Annotated in this window: 20 protein-coding genes, 1 tRNA gene and 1 pseudogene; 7 read left to right on the top strand and 15 right to left on the bottom strand. The window is 54.8% G+C overall.

Annotated elements, in window-relative coordinates:
- Complete coding sequence (oadA, locus tag AB0A83_RS18940; RefSeq protein ID WP_367154962.1) at nt 1–1797, bottom strand: sodium-extruding oxaloacetate decarboxylase subunit alpha; 1797 nt, start codon at nt 1795–1797, stop codon at nt 1–3.
- 91 nt (nt 1798–1888) lie between these two features.
- Nucleotides 1889–2131: an OadG family transporter subunit gene (locus AB0A83_RS18935; protein ID WP_150051154.1), complete on the bottom strand. Its 243-nt coding sequence runs from the start codon at nt 2129–2131 to the stop codon at nt 1889–1891.
- 347 nt (nt 2132–2478) lie between these two features.
- Between AB0A83_RS18935 and AB0A83_RS18930 the strand changes: the two genes are divergently transcribed.
- From AB0A83_RS18930 to AB0A83_RS18910, 5 genes and pseudogenes are all read left to right on the top strand, one after another.
- Complete coding sequence (locus tag AB0A83_RS18930; protein WP_367156185.1) at nt 2479–2637, top strand: helix-turn-helix transcriptional regulator; 159 nt, start codon at nt 2479–2481, stop codon at nt 2635–2637.
- A 61-nt stretch (nt 2638–2698) separates the two neighbouring features.
- A pseudogene (locus AB0A83_RS18925) lies at nt 2699–3169 on the top strand (helix-turn-helix domain-containing protein); the annotation flags it as partial.
- Nucleotides 3136–3510 carry a hypothetical protein gene (locus tag AB0A83_RS18920; protein ID WP_367156190.1) on the top strand — a complete coding sequence of 125 codons (375 nt, stop codon included), beginning with the start codon at nt 3136–3138 and terminating at the stop codon, nt 3508–3510. The pseudogene AB0A83_RS18925 and the gene AB0A83_RS18920, both read left to right, overlap by 34 nt.
- Nucleotides 3511–3602: 92 nt before the next feature.
- Nucleotides 3603–3803 (top strand): hypothetical protein, encoded by a 201-nt coding sequence (locus AB0A83_RS18915; RefSeq protein ID WP_367154961.1) that lies wholly within the window; start codon nt 3603–3605, stop codon nt 3801–3803.
- A gap of 6 nt (nt 3804–3809) precedes the next feature.
- The gene (locus AB0A83_RS18910) at nt 3810–4079 is read left to right on the top strand and encodes a hypothetical protein (RefSeq protein WP_367154960.1); all 270 of its coding nucleotides are present in this window, start codon (nt 3810–3812) and stop codon (nt 4077–4079) included.
- A 193-nt stretch (nt 4080–4272) separates the two neighbouring features.
- Here AB0A83_RS18910 and AB0A83_RS18905 read toward each other — a convergent pair.
- The 11 genes from AB0A83_RS18905 to rsxA all read right to left on the bottom strand — a co-directional run bounded on the left by AB0A83_RS18905 (nt 4273) and on the right by rsxA (nt 11655).
- Nucleotides 4273–4349: transfer RNA gene (locus tag AB0A83_RS18905), tRNA-Met, on the bottom strand.
- A 47-nt stretch (nt 4350–4396) separates the two neighbouring features.
- Entirely contained in the window at nt 4397–5104 is a 708-nt protein-coding gene (locus AB0A83_RS18900; RefSeq protein ID WP_367154959.1) for a dinitrogenase iron-molybdenum cofactor biosynthesis protein, read from the bottom strand.
- Between the two features lie 10 nt (nt 5105–5114).
- The gene (locus AB0A83_RS18895) at nt 5115–5423 is read right to left on the bottom strand and encodes a thiosulfate sulfurtransferase GlpE (protein WP_150051120.1); all 309 of its coding nucleotides are present in this window, start codon (nt 5421–5423) and stop codon (nt 5115–5117) included.
- Nucleotides 5424–5448: 25 nt separating this feature from the next.
- A complete protein-coding gene (locus AB0A83_RS18890) occupies nt 5449–6018 on the bottom strand; it encodes a hypothetical protein (RefSeq protein WP_150051118.1) in 570 nt (189 codons plus the stop codon).
- 65 nt (nt 6019–6083) lie between these two features.
- A complete protein-coding gene (locus AB0A83_RS18885) occupies nt 6084–6380 on the bottom strand; it encodes an RnfH family protein (protein ID WP_367154958.1) in 297 nt (98 codons plus the stop codon).
- Between the two features lie 23 nt (nt 6381–6403).
- Nucleotides 6404–7108, bottom strand: a complete 705-nt coding sequence (locus tag AB0A83_RS18880; protein ID WP_367154957.1) for an electron transport complex subunit E — start codon at nt 7106–7108, stop codon at nt 6404–6406.
- A 36-nt stretch (nt 7109–7144) separates the two neighbouring features.
- Nucleotides 7145–7885: an electron transport complex subunit RsxG gene (rsxG, locus tag AB0A83_RS18875; RefSeq protein WP_150051112.1), complete on the bottom strand. Its 741-nt coding sequence runs from the start codon at nt 7883–7885 to the stop codon at nt 7145–7147.
- Between the two features lie 8 nt (nt 7886–7893).
- The gene (locus AB0A83_RS18870; protein WP_150051110.1) at nt 7894–8952 is read right to left on the bottom strand and encodes an RnfABCDGE type electron transport complex subunit D; all 1059 of its coding nucleotides are present in this window, start codon (nt 8950–8952) and stop codon (nt 7894–7896) included.
- Nucleotides 8949–10484 (bottom strand): electron transport complex subunit RsxC, encoded by a 1536-nt coding sequence (gene rsxC / locus AB0A83_RS18865; protein WP_367154956.1) that lies wholly within the window; start codon nt 10482–10484, stop codon nt 8949–8951. Before rsxC ends, AB0A83_RS18870 begins: the two co-directional genes overlap by 4 nt.
- Before the next feature lie 16 nt (nt 10485–10500).
- Nucleotides 10501–11037: an electron transport complex subunit RsxB gene (gene rsxB, locus AB0A83_RS18860; protein ID WP_150051105.1), complete on the bottom strand. Its 537-nt coding sequence runs from the start codon at nt 11035–11037 to the stop codon at nt 10501–10503.
- Nucleotides 11038–11073: 36 nt separating this feature from the next.
- Nucleotides 11074–11655 carry an electron transport complex subunit RsxA gene (gene rsxA, locus AB0A83_RS18855; RefSeq protein WP_150051103.1) on the bottom strand — a complete coding sequence of 194 codons (582 nt, stop codon included), beginning with the start codon at nt 11653–11655 and terminating at the stop codon, nt 11074–11076.
- Between the two features lie 304 nt (nt 11656–11959).
- On the opposite strand from rsxA, the gene nifL reads away from it, so the two are divergent.
- Together nifL and nifA are read left to right on the top strand one after the other, a co-directional pair.
- Nucleotides 11960–13603 (top strand): nitrogen fixation negative regulator NifL, encoded by a 1644-nt coding sequence (nifL, locus tag AB0A83_RS18850; RefSeq protein ID WP_150051101.1) that lies wholly within the window; start codon nt 11960–11962, stop codon nt 13601–13603.
- Nucleotides 13596–15125, top strand: coding sequence for a nif-specific transcriptional activator NifA (nifA, locus tag AB0A83_RS18845; protein ID WP_150051099.1), 1530 nt, complete (start codon nt 13596–13598; stop codon nt 15123–15125). The genes nifL and nifA overlap by 8 nt, the downstream gene beginning before the upstream one ends.
- A gap of 146 nt (nt 15126–15271) precedes the next feature.
- Here nifA and AB0A83_RS18840 read toward each other — a convergent pair whose 3' ends face one another.
- Nucleotides 15272–17338 carry a PhoX family phosphatase gene (locus tag AB0A83_RS18840; protein ID WP_367154955.1) on the bottom strand — a complete coding sequence of 689 codons (2067 nt, stop codon included), beginning with the start codon at nt 17336–17338 and terminating at the stop codon, nt 15272–15274.
- 151 nt (nt 17339–17489) lie between these two features.
- On the bottom strand, nt 17490–18149 hold the full coding sequence (locus AB0A83_RS18835) for a hypothetical protein (protein ID WP_232056709.1): 660 nt from the start codon (nt 18147–18149) through the stop codon (nt 17490–17492).
- Between the last annotated feature and the right edge of the window lie 67 nt (nt 18150–18216).

Raw genomic sequence — 18216 nt, 5'->3', positions numbered from 1 at the left:
TTATAGGGTGACCAGCACATCGCCAACCGCCACGTTATCGCCTTGTTTAACGTTGACCGCGCTGACGATGCCCGCCACTTTCGCGCGAATTTCGGTTTCCATTTTCATGGCTTCCATGACTAAAACCACGTCGCCTTCGGAAATGTGCGCGCCGACATTGACGTTGACTTTTAATACCACGCCGGCCAAGGGGGAGACGACCACGCCGCTGCCGCTGATCATGGGCGGTGCCACGACTAAATCCGGCCCGGCCGGCAATGCCGAAACCGGCTGTATGGTGAGATTGCTACCGGCAGGACCGACCGCCACGTGGTAGGTGCGCCCGTCGACGTTAACGCTGTAGATTTCGGTCGGCCCGGCGGTGGCAGCTTGCGGCGCAGCCGGGGCTGTAGCGGCTTCTGAACCCGGAGCAGGCTCGAACGCACTCGGGTTGCCGCGGTTTTGCAAAAACTTCCAGCCAATCTGCGCGAACATGCCGTCGATCAAGGCATCCTCTTCGACGAAGGCCGATAGCTTAACGCCTTCCGCCGCCGCTTTGCGTTGGACTTCGGCGACCAGTTTGTCCATTTCCGGCTCCAGCAAATCGGCCGGACGACAAGTAATCGGCTCGGCACCGTCCAGTACCCGGGCTTGTAGCTCTGTATTCACCGGGGCGGGGGCGGCTCCGTATTCGCCTTTTAATACGCCGGCGGTTTCCTTGCTGATGGTTTTGTAACGCTCGCCGGACAGCACGTTGAGAACCGCTTGGGTGCCTACGATTTGCGACGTGGGCGTCACCAAGGGGAGGAAGCCCAAATCTTGCCGTACCCGCGGGATTTCGCGTAAAACTTCGTCAAATTTGTCGGCCGCCCCTTGTTCTTTCAGCTGGCTTTCCATATTGGTCAACATGCCGCCGGGTACTTGCGATACCAGTATGCGGCCGTCCACCCCTTTCAAGCTGCCTTCGAATTTGGCGTATTTTTTTCTGACCTCGCGAAAGTAAGCGGCAATTTTTTCGAGTTTGTTCAAATCCAGGCCGGTATCGCTGGCTTGGCCTTGCAAGCTGGCGACGATCGTTTCGGTGGGGCTGTGGCCGTAAGTCATGCTCATCGAAGAAATCGCCGTATCGGCGTTGTCCAGGCCGGCTTCTATCGCTTTGATGTAGGTTCCTACGCTCAAGCCGGTAGTCGCGTGGCATTGCATGTGAATCGGGATAGAAACCGCTTTTTTCAGTTTGGAGACCAGCTCGTATGCGTCATACGGAGTCAACAAACCGGCCATATCTTTGATGCAGATGGAGTGCGCGCCCATATCTTCGATGACGCGGCCCTGTTCCACCCACTTGGCTATGGTATGTACCGGGCTGGTGGTGTAGGAAATGGTACCTTGCGCGTGAGCGTCGGTTTGCAACACGGCTTTAACGGCCCGCTCGATGTTGCGCATGTCGTTCATCGCGTCGAAAATGCGAAATACGTCGATACCGTTGACTACGCAACGCTCTACGAATTTATCGACGACATCGTCCGCATAGTGCCGGTAGCCCAAAATGTTTTGGCCGCGAAACAGCATTTGCTGGCGGGTATTAGGCATGGCTTTTTTCAGTAAACGCAGGCGCTCCCAAGGGTCTTCCCCCAAATAGCGGATGCATGCATCGAAAGTCGCACCGCCCCAAGACTCTACAGACCAATAGCCGATTTGATCGATATCAGCGCAAATCGGCAGCATGTCTTCGATACGAAAACGGGTTGCCAACAGCGATTGGTGGGCGTCTCGCAAGACGACCTCGGTTATGCCTAAAGGTTTTTTTACCTTTGCCACGCGTGTTTCTCCTATTCGTGGGATGGGGCTAAGCTGTCTCGCAGCAATATCCAAACGATAAAACGGCGGAATTATGAACGTATCTGAAGACTTACTTCTCTTTCTTCAGATATTTATTCCGATATTGATGGACGGCCGCGCTAATGGCCGCAATAGTGCCTAAATCCTCGCCATGATGCGAGCCGGCATGCCGGCCGGCCGGCATCTCCGGAAAGAATTTTAGGATCAAGGCCGACATGGTTTTAATAGCAACGATTAACATCGCCAAAAAGGCGTAGACCATGCCCATGCCGATCAGCATCAGTTCAATTCCGGAAGACATGAGTTCATTCATTGCAGCAGACCAAAAAATTAGTTCTTTGGCATTATCCCCAAAAGCAAGTGATTAAACAATCTTAAGCCTTGTCCAATCACGCTTGCGCCTGAAAAAGAGATCAGCCGCGACCCGTTTGCGCATTTTCGAGCCGACGTGATTCAGGCCTTTGCGCACCGGATGGTCGATACAATGCAGGACGGCGATCTGGGAATTAACGGTCTCAGTGGCTTCCGTCACGGTTGCTATAACGATTGTTGTTTGAGAAAGTCATACGCCAGTATGCCGGCACGGATTTATTCTGGGCCGCCAAGTCCGATGAGGAGATTCGGCAATGGGTGGGAAATGGGGTGGATAAACGGATTGCGATGCGTCAGACCGCTACTGTGACCGGTGCAAAAATCAAACAGGCCCGGTTACGGTTGGGCCTCACTCAAACAGACCTGGCGAAATTGGTTGGATGTTTCCGAAATCACCTTTCCAGCGTCGAAACGAGTGCCAGCTTGCCTAGTAGATCGTCCCATTAATTAGGTTACAGGTTTATCCTGAATTGTCAGGATCCTCCTATTATTCTATTGGCGGGTGATCATGGGACGTAAAAGTGAGCGAGCGGCTCTGGTATTGACCGATGAACAAAGGTGCAAATTGTCTGAACTGGCAGACTCGCGTACGGCGCCGGTGCGGGAAGTGGAGCGGGCCGGGGTGCTGCTGAAGTACGCACAAGGTCTGTCGATCAGCGAGATTCAACGGCAATTGCACGTGAGCCGGCCGACGATTGATAAATGTATCGACAAGGCACTGGCGGCCGGCGTTCAGGCAGGGCTGAAAGATGCCTATCATCGCCCTCGCCCGCCCTAGATTACTGAGGAGGCTAAGGCCAGGGTGGTCAGTATCGCTTGCATCCAGCTGAAGGAACTGGGGCTGGCCGCGGAATTGTGGAGCCTCTCGGCCTTGGCACGCTATGTGTGCGAACACGCGGAGTCGGCAGGGTTCCCGCGGCTTGCCAGGGTCGGTAAAAGTACGGTTTGGCGGATTCTCGACGAGAACGAACTGAAGCCAATCGCCCGGATTTCGTGCAGGCCCAGTGCTGGGTGACGCTGGGGGTCAGTGTGCCGGGCCATGGCAAGGCCAAATTGGTGTTGCCGATGTTGTCACGCCTGGTGCCGGACACCGGTAACCGGAATAAATTGACCATTGCACTGGCTTTGCTGCGGGTGTTGGCGCCGGCACGGCTGCTATGCGATTCGTGGTTCATGCGCGCTCGGCTGGTCTTGCCGTTGCTGAGCCGGGGGATCCAGGTCATCGCTCAGGCCCGCATCGATACCCGTTGTTTTTGCCGCCCGATACGACCGGACTTGCCGGCCGTATCGGGCGGCCGCACAAATACGGTCAACGCCTGACGGCCGAAGCGATTGCCGGCTTGCCGTTGTGAGAGCGGTCGTTAACGCTGCACGGCAAACCCCAAAAGCTGCGGCTACGGTCGGCAGTGGCCTTGGCCCGCTTTCTGAAAGACGCGCCGGTGCGGGCCGTCTGGTGCGAGTTTTACGACGACCGGAAACAGACTTGGGCGAAGCCCCGCCTGCTGCTGGCCACCGAAACGGCGTTATCGGCCTCGGCCATTCTCGAACTGTATTGCTCGCCGTTGGGGCATCGAGCCCTTGTTTCATCATCTGAAACGCTGCTGGGGCATTAGCAATCTGTGGCAACAGTCGCCACCGTGCTGGAAACCTGGATGCAAATTCGCTCCACCGCTTGGACGCTGGCACAGTTGTTGGCTTTGGCCGTCGACGAGACCTTCCCGCCACGTGAAATTGCGCCCTGGCGCGAAGGGCATCCCTTGACGGCGGGTCTCGTCGCGCAAGGGTTGCGGATTGAATTTACAGGACTTGCCTTTCGCGACGGTTTTGACCCGAAGTCGCAAAAATTCAGTGTCCCAGAACAGCGCGGCGCCTCTCGATTGTCGCCTTGACCAGTTGGTCTCACGAAAATACGCGGGTCCATCGCTACGCGGCCCCTTCGTCTTTAGGTCAAGCTGGCGCGGCGCGGCCAGTGCTGTGTCTAAAGTCGAGTAATGTTGATGCAATTTGCCTACAAAGTGCCTACACAAAACATACAAGCAACAAAAAAGGCCTAGGTCGTTAAACCTAAGCCTTTGATTTATTTGGTAGCGGGGGCTGGATTTGAACCAACGACCTTCGGGTTATGAGCCCGACGAGCTACCAAGCTGCTCCACCCCGCGTCAACTCGATACATTATACATAATATATCGGTAATATCAAGCAATAGCTATTCATGGGCTACGAAGCGTTTGCGCTCTTCCGCACTACGGCCTAACGCCTTTGCCAGCCAAGGCGGCGGGGCGTCAAATACTTGCTGGAATTCGCGCAATTGTTCTTCCGCTTCTATAGCGTCCGGTACTTTAATCGGATAAATATCCGCGCGGATTACCTTGGCTGCGGCCGGGCCGCCGATGGATTGTACGAACAGCACGTGGCAATCTTTGATTAGATTGGCGCGGAATAGATTACGGTCTTCGGCGCTGTCCGCTTCAATCGTCGAACGGATGTCGACCAAACGGTAATCCGTGCGAGACAATTGGTAGACCAAAAACCGGATACAAGAACCGAAATGGCCGTTTAGCCCGGCTCCCGCGTTGGAAGCAATGGCTACCCGAATGGATTCCGGCATGTCGCCTTCTTTGTAAGGGTGTACTTGGGGTAGTCCTTCGTCGCCTTCTTCTTCGCCCCACAGGTAGCGTACCGCGAGTTTGATGTTGGCCAAGCCTATGCCTATGTCTTCGCCGTCTTCCTCGCCGTCGTGACTGCCGATTCCGGTTTTCAGATTGGTAACCGTGATGGTTTTAAGCCTTTCGTCGGACAAGGGGCGGCCGACTTTTTCGTGCAAAATGTCGATCAGTTCTTGAACGCCCACGCCGGGCAATACGCGCGAGGCCAACGCGATACGCAACGCCAAATCTCTTGATAGTTGAGTCATGTTCTCACCGCTAAAGGTTGTGATGTTCCTTCCAGCCGGCGTAGCCGCCGGCCAGACTGTAGACGTGCTTGAAACCGAAATCGCAAAACATTTCCGCTAGATGTTCGCTGGCGTGGCCGTAATAGCAGTAAATCAGCATGTGTCGATTTTTATCGGCTTTGCGCAGCAGGCTGTCGCGTAGCTGTTCGTGCACATGCATGGCTTGATCGATATGTCCGGCACGATAGTCCTTGAGTTCGCGGCAATCCAGAATCGCCGGGCCGTTGGCGTTTATCAGCTCCACCGCTTCGGCGGCGGAAACGGTTTTGAACGGTTTCATACGTTGACCTTTGATGGTACTGATCTTATACCGGGCCGACCGCCGCGGATTTTTTCACGACGACGGTTTTGCTCATGGCTTCGTCGAAGCTGATCGGCGCGGATTTGATCTTAAAGCTTTTTGCCGCTTCGTACATGGTGACGACTTTATCTTCGGCCGATTGGCCTTTCAAGTCGGCTTTTTCGATATAAAGCAGTTCCAGGGTGTCGTTCCAAATCATGCCTTCGCGGAAAGGCAAAAATTTAAACAATACGCCTTCCAATTCCACTTGCATGGGTTCGGCAATGTTTTCCACATAGAACAAGGTCAAGGTATCCGGACTCAAAGCACTTTTGTATTTTTCAACGAATACCGGTACGTGTTGCAATTCGTCGAATAGGCCGTTCAAAAAAATGAATTTTTCGCTGTTAGCCAAGATTGCGGTTTGATGAAGCAATAATACCGGCGGTTTACGGTCGGTGGTAGAGCCTTCGCGGTAGCCGCCTTCGATCAATACCAAATCGCCGCGATAAGCGGTAACGCCTTTCTCGCTGGTCTGACCTAACACGTTTGAGATGAAAGTGAGGCCTTGTTTATCGTAGCTTTCAAGTAGCATGAATAGTCTCCTGATTAAAAATTCGGTTGGTAACTGGATTGCCGTGTTCGGCGTGCGAGCGGCTGTTAATCGTCGTCATCGTCGTCGTCATCATCGTCTACTTCGATACGACGGCGTTTGACTTTGGCCGGGTCTGCGGTAATTTGCCGATAAATTTCTATGCGATCCCCTTCTTTGATGGGGCTGTTTAATTTGGTTAATTTGCCGAAAATGCCAACTTTTTGAATGTCCAAATTAATATGCGGATATTGCTTGAGCATGCCGGACAGTTCGATGGCTTGCTGTACCGTGGCATCGTCCGGTACTTCCAATTTGACCCATGTTTGCCGGTCCGCTTCTGCGTAACAAACACCAACGTTCATTGAAAACTCCTAACTGGCCGGATTTAAGAAGTGGCTTGTTGTTCGGCGATGGTTAAATTTTCGACGCCGGAATCTTTTTTGGCTTCGGCTTTTTTATCCAGCAGGCGCTTGGCTGCGACTAAAAAGCCCAACATGATGAAGCCTCCCGGCGGTAAGGCCATCAATAAAAAACCTTTGTATTCCGGAATCACGGTGAATTCCATGAAACGAAAGCCCTCGCCGAGCAACACGGATGCGTTTGCGAATAAGGTGCCGGCGCCGCTCACTTCCCGTAGCGCTCCCAATACCACCATGGCTAAGGTGAAACCGATGCCCATCATCAAGCCGTCCCACATCGAAGGCATTAAAGCTTGTTTGGAGGCGAAGGCTTCGGCTCGGCCTAGAATGACGCAGTTGGTAACGATCAACGGAATAAACAAACCCAACACTTTGTGTAATTCGTGCATCCAGGCATTCAGCGAAATATCCACCAAAGTGACCAGAGCGGCGATCAGCAGCACGAAAATGGGAATTCGAATTTCCGCAGGAATCAAATGACGGCTGGCGGATACCGCGCCGTTGGAAGCCACCATCACGGCGGTGGTAGCCAGCCCCATGCCGAGACCGTTAGTTGCGGTGCCGGTGACGGCTAACAGCGGGCAAAGCGCCAGGTTCTGCGTCAGGATCACGTTGTTGTGCCACAGGCCGTCAGAGGCGATTTTCCGGTAGGATGCGGATAAGAAATTCATGTTCGTCTCCCGATAGAAATTGCAGGGTATGCGCGATTACGGCTTATGCGGAGCCAACAGCTCCTGCTGGTGACTGCGGTAGAAATCCAAACCGCGTTTGATGGCCTGCACGACTTTGCGCGGTGTGATAGTGGCCCCGGCAAATTGGTCGAATACCCCGCCGTCCTTTTTGACGGCCCATTGGGTTACCGTTAGGTTGTCCAGCGATTTGCCGTTAAAGCTCAGTACCCATTTGGATTTACTCAGTTCGATTTTGTCGCCTAGCCCCGGCGTTTCTACGTGAGAAATGACTCGCACGCCTAAGATTTCGCCGTTTTTATCGACACCCATGACCAGATAAATAGGGCCGGCGTAACCGTCCGGCGCGACGAATTTAAAGCACGCCGCAGTCAAATTGCCTTGTCTCTTTGCCAAGTACACCGTGGTTTGCTCAGCGCCTATGTTGGCTTCGGCGGACGGCAAGCTTACGGTGTCCGCCAGCAAATCGTTATCGTATAAATCTGCAGGTACCACTTCTTCCAAGCTGGCTTTCAAATCTTCTTCCAAACGCAGCTTGATGACGTCACGGGTCGCGAAATCGGCTACGCCTAGCAATAAGCTGCCCAGCAATGCAAATCCCGCCAATACGCCGGCTTGATACTTTAATTGCGGGCGTAGTCGTTCCAAGTTTTCGGGTTCAAGAAATGCTTTCAGCTTTTCAGACAATATTTTGACAGTCGTCGCCGAATCGATCGCCGATTCGCCGGATGCAGTGTCAGGCGCAGGCTCTGAACTCATGGCTTTCCTCAAGATTGGCTGATGTCGATCGGTCTGCCGTTACGGTAGCGGCCGTAAATGCGCGGACGAACGTAATGGTCTATCAACGGTGTGGTGGCGTTCATCAATAGAATCGCAAACCCGCTACCTTCCGGGTAGCCGCCCCAGGTACGGATAATGAAAATCAAGATTCCGCAGCCCGCGCCGAATAGCATTTGGCCTGCCGGTGTATTGGGAGAAGTGACGTAGTCGGTGGCGATGAAGAAGGCCAGCAGCATGATCGCACCGGAGTTCAGGTGTGCCCACGGTCCCAGGTAGTGGCTGCTGTCTATCCAGTGAAATACAGTCGATAAAAGCGCTATGGAGGCCAACAGCGCAACCGGTCCATGCCACTGAATTACCCGTTTGTACAGCAGCCACAAGCCGCCGCCCAGCACCAGCAGGCTGGAGGTTTCGCCGAAGCTGCCGCGTTCCCAGCCGATAAAGGATAAAAAGCCGTTATAGTCAGATAAAGAGCCGGGTAAGGTCAGATGATTGGAGAAGCCGGTTTTGACCGCGCCCAGCGTGGTTGCGCCGGTGACGGCGTCGGCGCCGGCGTTGCCGAAAGTAATCGCTAAGCTATCGATGGGGCCTGGGCCAAAGAATAGCGGATTGACGTTTACCCAAGTCGTCATCTCGATAGGAAAGGAAATCAACAAGGCGACCCTGGCCAGCATGGCCGGGTTGAACAAATTTTGGCCCAAGCCGCCGTACACTTGTTTGCCCAATACGATGGCGATGGCCGAGCCGGCTACGCCTATCCACCATGGCGCCCAAGGCGGCAAGGTCATGGCGACCAACAAGCCGGTCAAAATTGCCGAGCGGTCGCGTAAAAAAGGCGCGGCTTCCACCCCTTTCATTTTCAAGCACATTGCCTCGAACAGCAGCGCCGAGCCGATGGTGGCCGAGCAAAGGTAAAGCGCGGGGAAACCGAATAACAGTAAACCCCAGGCAGTAGCCGGCACCAAGGCGATGATGACTAGGCCCATGATTTCATCGACGCGGCGCACCGCGATGACGTGCGGGCCGCTGACAGGCTTTATGCTCATAAGCTTTCCTCGGTAACTTTGGTCGCTTCGGTGGCTTTGGCCGCAGCGGCAGCCGCTTTAGCGGCCTCTTGCTGGCGTTGACGCTCGGCTCTGGCTTCGGCGGCTTTGCGGGCTTCTTCTTCCTGCTGCAAGCGGATGCGTTCCATACGTTGATTGCGGTCGTCGACCAAACGCTTGGTTTGCTCGGATTTATGTTCCATCTGCTGGCGTTTGTATAATTCGCCGGAAGCGTATTTGAAGTAGTGCACCAACGGGATGTTGGACGGACAGACGTAAGAACAGGTGCCGCAATTGATGCAATCCTTGAGGCCCAGGTCGACTGCAGCGTCCAGTTGGTTGGCTTTGATGCGGCTAGCCATTTCCAAAGGCAACAATCCGACCGGGCAAGCGCCTACGCAGGTTGAGCAACGAATACAGGGCTTGACGTCCGGGGTTTCGATTTCTTCGGCCGCCAGCGCAAGAATACCGTTGCATGCCTTGACTACCGGCACGTCGGCTCGCGGCAGAGCGTCGCCCATCATGGGGCCGCCCATGATCAACCGCGAAATGGCCGCCTTGTCGGTATCGCAATAGGCCAGCACCTCGGTCATCAAGGAGCCGATCAACACTTCCACGTTCTGCGGTTTGCCGACAGCGCCGCCCGATACCGTCACTACCCGGCTGATCAAGGGCTGTGCCAAGCACACGGCTTTGAATACCGCATAGGCCGTAGCAACATTGTGGATGACCACGCCTATGTCGGTGGCGCGGCCGTCGGCCGGAATTTCCCAGCCGGTCAGATAGCGCAGCATTTGCCTGTCCCAGCCCATGGGGTAGCGGGTAGGGACTTGTCTTACGGTAATTTCCGGATAGGCCGCGCAGGCGAGGGTCATCGCGTCGTAGGCTTCCTGTTTGTTGTCCTCGATGCCGATGATGGCGGCCGGAGCGTTCATGCCGCGCAGCATCAAGCGGATGCCGGTCACGATGTCGGCGGCGCGTTCTTGCATCAGCCTATCGTCGCAGGTCAAATAGGGTTCGCATTCGCCGGCGTTGATCAGCAAGGTATGGATTTGGTTTTTACGGCCTAAATCCAATTTAACCGCGGAAGGAAATACCGCGCCGCCCAAGCCTACCACGCCGGCGGCGCCTACCCGCATGCAGATCTCTTCGGGCTGCAATTCGAACGGGTCGACGGGAATTTGTAGTGGCACCCATTCGTCCAAGCCATCGGTCTCTATGACGATGGTGCGAATAGGCAATGCGGAAGGATGAGGCGCCGGGTAATCCAGCACGTCGGCGATCAGGCCGGAACTGGGCGCATGCACGGGTGCGGAAATAGTACCTTGGCTGTAAGCCAGCAATTGTCCTTTCAGTACTTTTTCGCCCACCTTGACCAGAGGTTCCGCCGGTTTGCCGACATGTTGCTGGACCGGGATGTATAAGCGCTTGGGCAACGGCATGCCCTGTGCGATAGGGACGCCGGAGGTTTCCACTTTGTGCTCTTCGGCATGGATGCCGCCGCGCAGTCTCGGGTTTTCGAACAAGGACAACATAGGCAGTCTCTCCCGCTTAGGCGGCCAACAGAGGTTTCGGCCAGCGCCAGTCGCGCAACGTGACTTCTACGGGATGCATTTGCAGGCATTCGGTTGGACATACGTTGACGCATTTTTCGCAGCCTATGCAGGCGTCGGCCACCACGGCATGAATTTGTTTGGGAGCGCCGACGATGGCGTCGGTAGGGCAGACTTTGAAGCAACGGGTACAGCCGGTACAGGTTTCCTCGCTGACGCGGGCAACCATGGGCTCTTGATCTTGGGTTTGGCTCAAATCGACTTCCACGCCCAAAAGCTTCGCCAACTGTTCCACTAGCGGCGTGCCTCCGGGCGGACACAGCGTTACCGGAGCGGCGCCGGATACTACCGCTTCCGCGGCGGGTCGGCAGCCGGGAAATCCGCATTGCCCGCATTGTGAGCCGGGCATCATGGCTTCCACTTGTTCCACCAAGGGATCGGACTCCACTTTCAAATACTTTGCGGCGATACCTAGGCTCAAGCCGAGCAAGAGACCCAAGGCTGTCAGAATGGCGATTGCGGAAAGTATGTACATGGTCGGTCAGTGTCCGTTAATTGTTCATGCACGCGCTTACTTGGTATACAGACCTGCGAAGCCCATAAAGGCCAAGGAGAGTATGCCGGCTGTGATGTATGCGATCGGCGTGCCGGAAAAAAGTGCCGGTACAGCCATCAACGCTAAGCGTTCACGGAGACCGGCAAATAGCACCATCACCAGGGTAAATCCTAACGCCGCCCCAAAGCCGAACAGCAAGCTTTGGACGAAGTTGTAATGTTCTTGAATGTTCAGCAAAGCAACCCCTAACACCGCGCAGTTGGTAGTAATCAGAGGCAGGAAGATGCCTAACACCTGATACAATACCGGACTGGTTTTGTGGATCACCATTTCGGTAAATTGCACGACTGCGGCGATTACCAGAATGAAACCGAGTACGCGTAAAAAACCGATATCGAACGGGATAAGCAAACGGTGTTCCACTACCCAGCTGGCGGCCGATGCCAAGGTCAATACAAAGGTCGTTGCCAGTCCCATGCCCAGAGCGGTATCCAATTTATTGGATACGCCCATGAAGGGGCATAAGCCCAGGAATTTGACCAGTACTACATTGTTGACCAGTGCGGTACCCAGAATTAGCAGAAGATATTCACTCATTGCTGTATCGCGTTGTGTTTTGCTATACCAGCAGCATCATCCATGCCAACAATATTTGTAAGGTTTAAACAAGCGAATTCGGGCGCGGATAGGGCGCGCAACGCGACTTTTGGTGCATTTGAGCCTGTGTTAAAGGACACATAAGCCGGCAAGAGGCGCCGATCTTTGTAGTAAATGCGACAAACACGCTAAATTCCCTGCGGGGATATTCATTCGGAATTGTCGGATAAGATTCATTTTTAAGATTGGCGTTTTATTTGCTAGTTTAATTGGCAGTTACGCATTAGGTAATGAGACGATCAGCATGAAAAATCCACCGCCCAAAGAATTAGAAGTTAGCGTCGGTACCGAGCTTGAATCGGCACTTTCGCCCTTGATAGCGCTTGCCCGAGAAGAAATAGTCCAACTCAATTCGTCAAAAACCTTGCCGTTTTCTTTGTTCGTTAAAGCCGTAGAGCAGGCACCGGTGGCGATTTCCATTACCGATAAAAAAGCCAACATCCTATACATCAACGACGCGTTCACCGAGGTGACCGGATACCGGGGTGACGAAATATTGGGCGAGAACGAATCGAAACTATCGGATAAATCCACGCCGCGCCAGGTGTATTACGATTTGTGGCACACCATATCCAGGAAGAAAGTCTGGAACGGCCGCCTGATTAATCGGCGCAAGCAAGGCGAACGTTATCTGGCCGATCTGACTATCGCCCCGATGTTGGACGAAAACGGGGCGATCAGTCATTACATCGGCATGCACCGCGACGTGACGCAAAGCCACCACGTCGAGCAACAGCTGAACAACCAAAAGAAGCTGATCGAGTCGGTGATTAACGCTTCGCCGGTGGCCATGGTGGTGTTGAACAGCGAGCACCGCATCATCCTGGACAACCAAGTCTATAAAATGCTGATCAGCGAATTAGGCCACGCCGAACCGGCGTTGTTCTTTCTGGATGCGCTGCAACAAGAGATGGGCGACATCTGGCGGGCGCAAGACGACGGCAGCCGGCGCGGATTTGCCAATCGCGAAGTGAGGGTGGAAGGCATCGGCCGGCGCGGCACCCGCTGGTTTGCCTGTTCCGGCAATTGGTTTAGCGAAAACGATACTCAGGCCGACAAATTCTTTCTACCGCAAACCAGCGACTATCTACTCCTCAGTATCAACGACATCACCTCACAACGTCGGCAGCAAGAAAAACTGCAATTGCAGACCTTGCGCAACATGATGGCGGAGGAAGAACATATCCGCAGCATCCGTGAAACCCTGCTCGGGGCGATGCATAAGATTCGGCAGCCGGTGAATCAGATCAACGCCGCGATTCAATTGATGGCGCAACGCAACGACAGTCAGCATCAACCGCTGAAAGAATTATTGAATCAAGTGCACCAGATGGGCGAAGAAACCTTGGCGACTCTGCAACGTTGCGTACCCGAGATTCCCGAATCGGCGGTGATTCCTGTCAATTTGAACCAACTGTTACACGAAGTGGTTTTACTATACAGTCAGAAGTTTCTAGCGAACGGCATTGTGATCGATTGGCTGCCCAATCCCATCTTGCCTTCGGTGCTGGGAGCGGAGAATAAATTACGTATGTTGTTCAAATTGCTGATCGATAATGCCGTCAACGCCATTAACCGGACAAGCTGTAGCGAGCGCACCATCAAAATTGCCACCGCAACCGAAAAAGATTGGGTTTGCGTGACCATTGCCGACAGCGGACCCGGTATTCCGCCCGAACAACGCAGCAAAGTGTTCGAGCCGTTTTTTACCACCAATCCTCAACACCTGGGCGGCGTACAAGCCGGCATGGGCTTGGTGATGGTGCGGGAAATCGTGAGCCAGCACGGCGGGATGATTGAAATAGATGCTGCTTATTTAAAAGGCTGTTGTTTTAACGTCAGTTTTCCTAGCCATCGTTACGGAGAGAAGGTGGACATTCATGAGTGATCGTTTGCTTCTGGTCGAGTCGGAGCTGGATACCCTGTACCTTGTCAGTCAGGTTCTCAACAGCACTCACGATCTCAGGACCAAACTAAAAGGAATTCTGGAAATACTGCATAAGCGCTCGGGGCTGCACTTCGGCATGATCACCCTACGGGATATCGACGACGACAGCATGAGCATCTGCGAAATTTACGGGGAAGGCATAGACCGGTCGGTACGCTATCAACCCGGCGAAGGTTTGGTCGGCGCGATTTTGGACGAAGGCAGCACCATTGTGGTGGAACGCATAGCCGACGAGCCGCGCTTTCTTAGCCGGCTCGGCGTTTACAACCCGGATTTACCGTTCATCGGTTCGCCGTTATCGATAGAACAAGGCGAAGTTGTCGGCATTTTGGCGGCCCAACCCTGCGTGGCGACTTTTTTGGGCGAACGGGCGCGCTTCCTGGAGATGGTCGCAAACTTGATTGCACATAGCGTCAATATGCTGCGCGTCATGGAGCGCAAGCAAAACGAGTTGACTAACGAGCGCGATTTTTTAAAACAAGCCTTGGTGAAAAACTACCGGTTCGAAAACATCATCGGCCACTCCGAGCCGATGCTGAAAGTATTCGATATCATTCGCCAAGTCGCCAAGTGGCATACCACCGTTTTGATTCGCGGCGAATCCGGTACCGGTAAAGAGGTAGTTGCCAACGCGATTCACTTTAACTCCACCTGCGCGAACGGTCCGTTTTTAAAGCTGAATTGTGCCGCATTACCCGACACGTTGTTGGAATCGGAACTATTCGGCCACGAAAAAGGGGCATTCAGCGGGGCAATCGGTCAACGCAAAGGCCGCTTCGAACTAGCCGATAACGGCACCTTGTTTTTGGACGAAATCGGCGAAATCTCCGCCTCGTTTCAGGCCAAACTATTACGGGTATTGCAAGAAGGCGAGTTCGAGCGGGTCGGCGGCGTTAAAACCATCAAGGTCAACGTCCGCATCATTGCCGCGACCAACCGTAATCTGGAACAGGACGTCGCGGAAGGCTCGTTCCGCGAGGACTTGTATTACCGCTTGAATGTGATGCCGATTAACATGCCGCCGTTGCGCGACCGCATCGAAGATATTCCCGACCTTGCCAACTTCCTGCTGAATAGAATCTCCAAACAACAGGGTGGAAGGCCGCTGGAAATCAAGGAAAGCGCCTTGCGCATACTGATGAAACACGGTTGGCCCGGCAACGTCAGGGAGTTGGAGAATCGCCTGGAGCGTGCGGCCATCATGAGCGCGAACGGCGTCATCGACAGAGACGTCATCATTAGTACCGGTTTGGAAGACGAAATCGGGGTGAGCCGCCCTCAAGCTACTGTCGCGCGGGTGGTCAATCTACACGATAGCGACATGGACGAGCGTGAACGAGTCATCGCCGCTTTGGAACAATGCGGCTGGGTGCAAGCCAAAGCCGCCCGTTTGCTCGACATGACCCCGCGGCAAATCGCTTACAGGATTCAGACTCTGAATATCAGCGTCAAGCAAATCTAATCCGCTGAATCACTGAAAAAATGCGGCACCGATTCGATGTTTAACGCATCGGTGCCGCTTTTGCTCGACAATTGCCGAAGTCTTTCGTCCGCGTGCAAATGCCGAACAAGCCGCTTGGTTACCGGCGAATGACGTTAGCGCCCGGGTTATAAACCAACCACGCCGCCGTCTTCACGGCTGATGACGATGGTCGAGGAACGCGGGCGCGGGCCTGCAGGGTCCGCAACTACCGTCGCCTCGCCGGGGTGACGGTAAACGGCGCCGTGATCCGGCCAGTTACTGGTAAAGCCGGTGCCGGCGCTGGAACGATCGCCCGGATGTTGGAAGTTGACGAACAGGTTTTTGCCGTCCGGGGTCGAGACCACTCCGGTAACTTCCTGATCGTTAGGACCGACCAAAAAGCGTTTGATTTCGCCGCTGACCGGATTAGCCGCCAGCATCTGGTTGGCGCCGAAAGGTCCGGACAATTGCTGCGAACCGCTCATGTCGGTCTGAATCCATAGTATGCCGTTTTGGTCTATCCACAGTCCGTCCGGACTGGCGAAGATGTTGTCTTGAGTCAGCGCGGGGCCGCCTTGTTCCGGCAACACCTGGCTGTCGGATTCGGTACCGCCCAACACGAAGATATCCCACTCGAATTTGGTGGCCCACGAGCGGTTGCCTTGCTCGCGCCAACGGATGATGTGGCCGTAGGGATTAGGGCCGCGCGGATTGGCGGCGTCGATGTTGCCGGCGTTGCGGCTGGCGTTGTTGGTCATGGTCATATAGACTTCGCGGGTTTGCGGATGCACCGCGCCCCATTCCGGTCTGTCCATTTTGGTGGCGCCGACCACGTCGGCCGCTAGACGGGTGTTGACCAGTACGTCGGCCTGATCGGCGAAGCTCACGCCTTTGACAAACGCCGCAGCCTGGAACGCCAAATCGTTGATGTCCAAAGGCAACCATTCGCCGCTGCCGTCTTCGTTGAAGCGCGCCACATACAAGGTACCTTGGTCGAGGATGTCGCCGTTGACGTGTTTGCTATAGCGCGCCTTGGTGACGAATTTGTAGACGTATTCGTTTTGCGAGTCGTCACCGCAATAGAACACGACCGGTTGACCTAATTGCGGCGGCGCTACGATGCAACCTTCGTGGGCAATACGGCCCATGGCGGTGCGTTTTTTCGGCGTGCTGTTGGGATTGAACGGATCGATCTCTACGACCCAGCCCTGACCGTTGGGTTCGTTGCGGTAATCGTCGACAGCGGAGTCCGCTTTCACCGAAGCGTCGAAACGAATGTACTGGTCGGCGTCGCCTTGCGCGCTTTCCCAGCGGTAACGGCCGTTACTGGTCGATACGCCGTAACGGCTGTGTTCGCGCGGCAGGCCGGTTTTGTTGACGAAATAGCCGGCCCAGTTTTCCTCGCAGGTCAGGTAAGTGCCCCAAGGCGTGTAGCCGTTGGCGCAGTTGTTCAGGGTGCCGCGGGTCATGGTGCCATTCGGGCTGTACTTGGTTTTGACGAAATCGCTGCCGCGGACCGGACCGCGAATTTCGATCGGCGTGTTGCCGGTGATGCGGCGGTTATACTGACCATAAACAATTTCCCATTCGCCGCTGAATTCGTCTTTCTTGACTTCGATGACGCTGATGCCGTGGGCCGCAATTTCTTTTCTGACTTGGTCTTCAGGACGCGGCACGCTGTTGTTGGCACCGCCTTGATGCAGGTTGTACTGATCGACGTACTCATGGTTGACGCACAACAAACCGTGGGCATTCGGATTATTGGCCATGGGAAAATAGTACATGCCGTCGTGATGCATGCCCACTTGCTGTTCCTGCTCGGCACCCGTATTGCTACCGTCGGCTTTATAGGCGGGATAGCTGCCGGTCAACGGTGTGCCCCAGGGTGCTAGGGTTTGTACTTTGTAGCCGGCGGGTACGGTAGCGGTATCGGAACGGGTAGGCGGAACCGCCGTAAAACCCAGGCTTGGGTTCAAGGCGAAAGACGGATTGCCGCCGGCGGTCGGCGGCAGAAAGCCGCTGGTAGCCGCTTCCGCTAAATTGCCTAAGCCGGAAGCGCCGAACATGCCGGCCACCGCTACGGTCAAACTGCCGGTCAGCATATCCCGGCGAGACAAACGTCTTTCAAGAATGCTTGAAAAATGCGGGTTGTCGGAATGGTTGCTCATCGGCTCGTCGCCGAAGTCCGTCAGGTTACGATCGTTATCATTCATTGTATGTGCTCTCTCGTAATGGCTCAGAATAAGCCTTCACGATAACGGGCCGATATGAATAATCCGTGACGGGCCTATGAAGGAAATATGACGGCAATTCGAGCCGGCGAGTATTGCTTTGGCGAGTGGAATGCAGGTGTTTAAAGTGTCATTAAATGGTCGGCTGTTTGCGGCGGAAACCGACGAGTCCGGCCAGAGCGCTGCCGAACAGCCAGAGGGCGGGCGGTAACGGGACCGGGGCGACGTCGCCGTCGTGTACGGCGATGGCATAACCTGTGCCGGTTTTCAGCGCATCGGTTTGCAAGCCGAAATCGGTCAGAAACGACCAGGCAAAATTCTGCGCATCCGGCGCGTAGTCGACGCCGGTCCAATACAAGCCGGCTTGCAGTTGACTGAACGGGCCGGCCTGGCTCAGCGTGCCGTCGATATAGTTGCCTTGGTTGTCATAAGCACCGTTATTGCCCAGCGTGACGTAGTACAAATGTGCCAATTCGGAGGCCGGGCTGTTGATGTTGTAGCTCCAGTCGCTGCTGCCGTCCACGCTTTCGTCATACTGGAATGCCGTGCCGTTGACGGGCGAAACCGAAGGCAGGCGCCAGTCGGATAGGCCGGCGTGAGTCAATGCGTCCGCCCAGTCCATCGCTTGTTGCCAACTGAGGTCGGCGACGCTCACATCCAGCCAGGTCACGTTCAAAACGGTATCGTAAAACATGCCGTTGGCGCGCGCTTCCAGGGCCGCTTGCGAGCTTGCGGAGAACACCAGGCCGGCAGACAGTGCCGAAGCCAGCAGTAACGGTTTGCGTGAAATCATGATTCAACTCCTTGCATATACAAATGGTTCGTGGGTGTTGTGTGGCATTTCACAAATTAACCGGATA

This window comes from Methylomonas sp. HYX-M1, assembly GCF_040741385.1.
Classification (GTDB): domain Bacteria; phylum Pseudomonadota; class Gammaproteobacteria; order Methylococcales; family Methylomonadaceae; genus Methylomonas; species Methylomonas rhizoryzae.
Note: the sequence above shows the minus strand (reverse complement) of the source record. Positions and strands in the feature narration are given on the sequence as shown.

Coding starts and splice junctions, on each gene's coding strand:
- AB0A83_RS18840 (WP_367154955.1), bottom strand. CDS start 17,338: ATGAATGATAACGATCGTAACCTGACGGACTTCGGCGACGAGCCGATG.
- AB0A83_RS18835 (WP_232056709.1), bottom strand. CDS start 18,149: ATGATTTCACGCAAACCGTTACTGCTGGCTTCGGCACTGTCTGCCGGC.
- rsxA (WP_150051103.1), bottom strand. CDS start 11,655: ATGAGTGAATATCTTCTGCTAATTCTGGGTACCGCACTGGTCAACAAT.
- AB0A83_RS18935 (WP_150051154.1), bottom strand. CDS start 2,131: ATGAATGAACTCATGTCTTCCGGAATTGAACTGATGCTGATCGGCATG.
- rsxG (WP_150051112.1), bottom strand. CDS start 7,885: ATGAGTTCAGAGCCTGCGCCTGACACTGCATCCGGCGAATCGGCGATC.
- AB0A83_RS18870 (WP_150051110.1), bottom strand. CDS start 8,952: ATGAGCATAAAGCCTGTCAGCGGCCCGCACGTCATCGCGGTGCGCCGC.
- AB0A83_RS18880 (WP_367154957.1), bottom strand. CDS start 7,108: ATGAATTTCTTATCCGCATCCTACCGGAAAATCGCCTCTGACGGCCTG.
- AB0A83_RS18930 (WP_367156185.1), top strand. CDS start 2,479: ATGCGTCAGACCGCTACTGTGACCGGTGCAAAAATCAAACAGGCCCGG.
- AB0A83_RS18890 (WP_150051118.1), bottom strand. CDS start 6,018: ATGCTACTTGAAAGCTACGATAAACAAGGCCTCACTTTCATCTCAAAC.
- AB0A83_RS18895 (WP_150051120.1), bottom strand. CDS start 5,423: ATGAAACCGTTCAAAACCGTTTCCGCCGCCGAAGCGGTGGAGCTGATA.
- nifL (WP_150051101.1), top strand. CDS start 11,960: ATGAAAAATCCACCGCCCAAAGAATTAGAAGTTAGCGTCGGTACCGAG.
- AB0A83_RS18885 (WP_367154958.1), bottom strand. CDS start 6,380: ATGAACGTTGGTGTTTGTTACGCAGAAGCGGACCGGCAAACATGGGTC.
- AB0A83_RS18900 (WP_367154959.1), bottom strand. CDS start 5,104: ATGACTCAACTATCAAGAGATTTGGCGTTGCGTATCGCGTTGGCCTCG.
- nifA (WP_150051099.1), top strand. CDS start 13,596: ATGAGTGATCGTTTGCTTCTGGTCGAGTCGGAGCTGGATACCCTGTAC.
- rsxC (WP_367154956.1), bottom strand. CDS start 10,484: ATGTTGTCCTTGTTCGAAAACCCGAGACTGCGCGGCGGCATCCATGCC.
- rsxB (WP_150051105.1), bottom strand. CDS start 11,037: ATGTACATACTTTCCGCAATCGCCATTCTGACAGCCTTGGGTCTCTTG.